Source organism: Pseudomonas avellanae BPIC 631 (assembly GCF_000444135.1).
In the GTDB taxonomy this organism is placed as follows: domain Bacteria; phylum Pseudomonadota; class Gammaproteobacteria; order Pseudomonadales; family Pseudomonadaceae; genus Aquipseudomonas; species Aquipseudomonas avellanae.
In genome coordinates this window covers 1-3305 of the sequence record NZ_ATDK01000443.1, presented here as the reverse complement: position 1 = coordinate 3305, position 3305 = coordinate 1, and the positions used below count along the sequence as shown (strand labels likewise).

General features: G+C 44.5%; 4 protein-coding genes and 2 pseudogenes. All 6 read right to left on the bottom strand.

Features of this window, described 5'->3' with window-relative positions; genetic code table 11:
• Positions 1–120 precede the first annotated feature (120 nt).
• Positions 121–315 (bottom strand): annotated as a pseudogene (locus DW49_RS01000000128850) (GAD-like domain-containing protein); the annotation flags it as partial.
• A 54-nt stretch (positions 316–369) separates the two neighbouring features.
• Positions 370–984 carry a GAD-like domain-containing protein gene (locus DW49_RS0123835; RefSeq protein WP_024420875.1) on the bottom strand — a complete coding sequence of 205 codons (615 nt, stop codon included), beginning with the start codon at positions 982–984 and terminating at the stop codon, positions 370–372.
• Positions 985–1038: 54 nt separating this feature from the next.
• Positions 1039–1656 carry a GAD-like domain-containing protein gene (locus tag DW49_RS0123830; protein WP_024420874.1) on the bottom strand — a complete coding sequence of 206 codons (618 nt, stop codon included), beginning with the start codon at positions 1654–1656 and terminating at the stop codon, positions 1039–1041.
• Positions 1657–1710: 54 nt separating this feature from the next.
• Positions 1711–2328 carry a GAD-like domain-containing protein gene (locus DW49_RS0123825; protein ID WP_024420873.1) on the bottom strand — a complete coding sequence of 206 codons (618 nt, stop codon included), beginning with the start codon at positions 2326–2328 and terminating at the stop codon, positions 1711–1713.
• A 54-nt stretch (positions 2329–2382) separates the two neighbouring features.
• Positions 2383–3000: pseudogene (locus tag DW49_RS01000000128845) on the bottom strand (GAD-like domain-containing protein).
• A 13-nt stretch (positions 3001–3013) separates the two neighbouring features.
• Positions 3014–3305, bottom strand: a 292-nt coding sequence (locus DW49_RS1000000131000) for a polymorphic toxin type 15 domain-containing protein (protein WP_241478697.1), incomplete at its 5' end; no start/stop codon positions are given.

Below are 3305 nucleotides of genomic sequence, written 5' to 3'. Positions count from 1 at the left end.
TGTTCTCCTGCTCAAAAAGTGAGCAGAAGCAGTTGAACACCTGGGTCAGTTTTCAGTCGGCAGAACAGCCTCTACTGGGTCAGTTTTCGGTCAGCGACAACAGTGTCTGAAAGCCATTGGTATTTCTTCATAATCTTGAGGGTTTACCGTCCAGAAAAGTCCCTCCGCATACCCGCTCCAGCCGTGATCAGCCCAGTAATCAAGTAGCTGATCAGGGAGCCTGTGTTTGTACTTGGCAATGCTTGATGCGGGTACTTCACGGCGTTCCATCGCCGGGCCGAATTTTTTGAGGAAAAAAGCATAGTGCTCGTCCATCATGCAGTCCGAGCTTGCAGTATCATAAAGAAAGCCCATTTCTGGTTTCTGAGTCTAAACATCAGGAAATCCCCAATCCTGAAGCGGAGAGAGCTGAGACAGCAATTCCAAGTGCTCGATGAGTTTTACTTTTTGCAGATTTTTTAATTCCATCTGGCCGCCAAGTACCAAGGCAGGGACGAAACCGTACATTTCATCGCTTTTAAGTGGGCCAAGATGATCCAAAGCAGGTTGAAAAAGCCCCTCCAAATCATTGTGTTCAGGATCAATGAATGAAAAGAAAGCTTTTACGCCGAAGTCAAGCTTTTCGTCAGTAAATTTCGATGTTCGCCTAAAGTAGCGAGCGCTATATGACGACATCGTTAAACACCATCCGCTTTTTTCGCCCCACACATATAGCTTGCCGAATGCACTACGCGCTATGACATAGTAATTCTCTTGCGGAATGTCAACAGTTGTAAGCCAGCTTTTTAATAAGTAGTCGTAATCTTGTGGATTAACGGTCCAGAATGCTCCATTTGCATAGCTACTCCAGCCGTATTCCTCCCAGTAGTCTAATAACTGATCTGGAAGTTTGTTTTTGTACTTGGCAATGCTTGATGCCGGTACTTCATAGCGTTCAATCGCTAGGCCGAATTTTTCAAGGAAAAAAGCATAGTGCTCATCCATTACACCGTCCGTGCTAACAGCGTCACAAAGAAAGCCAATTTTTGATTCCCGAGTTTAAACATCAGGGAATCCCCAATCCTGAAGTGGAGAGATCTGAGATAAAAACGCAAGGTGCTCAATGGTTTTTACTTTTTGCAGATTTTTTAATTCCACTGGTCCGCCGAGCGCCAATGCGGGTACGAATCCATACATTTCGTCCGCTTTGAGCGGGCCAAGACTTTTTAGCGCGTGTTTGAAAAGGCTGTCTAAGTCATTATGCTCAAGCTGCATTGATGAGAAAAATACTTTAATTCCAAAGTCCAGGTTTTCGCCAGCAAATATTGAGCTGTTGGTAGAGTAGCGTGACATATAGCTGGTTATTGACAAGCTGTCTGCGCTTTTTTCTCCCCAAAGATACAGCTCTCCAAAAGCGCTGCGAGCGATGACGTGGTAGTTGTCACTTTTGAAAGCTTCTGTACCTGCAAACCAAGTGTTGAGCAGGCTCTCGTAATCCTGCGGATTCACAGTCCAAAATAAGCCCTCGGCGTATCCACACCAGCCAAAATCTTCCCAATAATTTAATAGCTGTTCAGGAAGTTTGTTTGTGTACCTGGCAATGCTTGGCGCTGGAGCCAGCTGTCGTTCAACTGCAGGGCCAAATTTTTTGAGAAAAAAAGCGAAGTCTTCATCCATCATGCAGTCCGAGCCAGCAGTGTCATAAAGAAAGCCAGTTCATGGTTTCCGAATTTAGACATCAGGAAAACCCCAATCCTGAAGTGGCGAGAGCTGGGATAGAAGATCTAAGTGTTCGAAAACTTTTACTTTCTGTAAGTTTTTCAGCTCCATGGAACCACCAAGGGCTATAGCAGGTACGAATCCATACATTTCGTCACTGTCTAGCCTTCCCAGTTTCTCCAGGGCAGGCTCAAACAGATCTGCAACATTAATGACCTCAGGATTTATTGATAGAAAAAACACTTTAACTCCAAGATCGGATTTGCTTCCCGTAAATGTAGAGTTTCTGGTTGAGTATCTTGACATATAGCTGGTGATGGACAGGCTATAGCCACTTTTCTCTCCCCACACATAAAGCTCTCCGAATGCACTGCGAGCGATGACGTGGTAGTTGTCACTTTTGAAGGATTCTATACCTGAAAACCAAGTGTTGAGCACGCTCTCATAATCCTGCGGATTCACAGTCCAAAACAGGCCCTCAGCGTATCCACACCAGCCAAAATCCTCCCAATACTTTAATAACTGTTCAGGAAGTTTTTTTGTGTACCTGTCTATGCTTGTAGCTGGAACCAGCTGTCGTTCAACTGCAGGGCCGAATTTTTTGAGAAAAAAAGCGAAGTCTTCATCCATCATGCAGTCCGGACTAACGGCGTCATAAAGTAAGCCAATTTGCGCATTCCGAATTTAGACATCAGGAAAACCCCAATCCTGAAGTGGCGAGAGCTGAGACAGGAATGTTAAGTGCTCGATGGCTTTTACCTTTTGTAAATTTTCTAATTCCATCGCTCCGCCGAGTGCCAAAGCAGGAACGAAACCGTACATTTCATCACTTTTTAGTGGGCCGAGTTTTTCAAGCGCCGGCTTGAAAAGGTCATCTAAATCATTGTATTCAGCAATCATAGATGAAAAAAATGCCTTCACTCCGAAGTCAAGTTTGTCTCCGGTGAATATTGACGTGCGGGTTGAGTATCGTGATATATAGGCGTTTAAAGTTAAGCAGTACCCACTTTTTTCTCCCCAAACGTAAAGGATGCCGAATGCACTACGAGCTATCACATAATACCTATCTTGCTGGTGGAGTGATGTGCCAGAAATCCATTGATCAAGAATAGCCTCATAATCCTGTGGGTTGACGGTCCAAAATAGCCCACTTGCGTAGCCGCACCAGCCGTGTGCTGATCAGTAGTCAAGCAGTTGATCAGGAAGTTTATTGCTATATCGGGATATGCTGGATACTGGGACTTCATACCGATCCATTACTGGCCCGAATCCTTTCAGAAAAAAACTATAATCCTCATCCATAGCTGACTCCTTATCAACATTTCTTAAGTTTTGCGTTGACTTTTGTAGTCTCGCGATTAATGTCAGGAATATTGCTGGCTGCAGTGTCCAGCCCGGTTATACGACTTGGCCACTGAGAGCCGATACTTGAATTTATACGCCGATCACCAAAGTCACCAATAATATCCTTCCCTCCAGCAAAAAGGTCTGGGTTGTGAAGCGCGGCTAGTGTACTGTTTTCGAAATAAGTTACCCATAACCTGCAAGCTAAGCTATTGATAAGATTTGAATTTTCCGTTAGTTGGTGGCTGATTTTTTCGAAAACA

Coding starts and splice junctions, on each gene's coding strand:
- DW49_RS0123825 (WP_024420873.1), bottom strand. CDS start 2,328: ATGGATGAAGACTTCGCTTTTTTTCTCAAAAAATTCGGCCCTGCAGTT.
- DW49_RS0123835 (WP_024420875.1), bottom strand. CDS start 984: ATGGATGAGCACTATGCTTTTTTCCTTGAAAAATTCGGCCTAGCGATT.
- DW49_RS0123830 (WP_024420874.1), bottom strand. CDS start 1,656: ATGGATGAAGACTTCGCTTTTTTTCTCAAAAAATTTGGCCCTGCAGTT.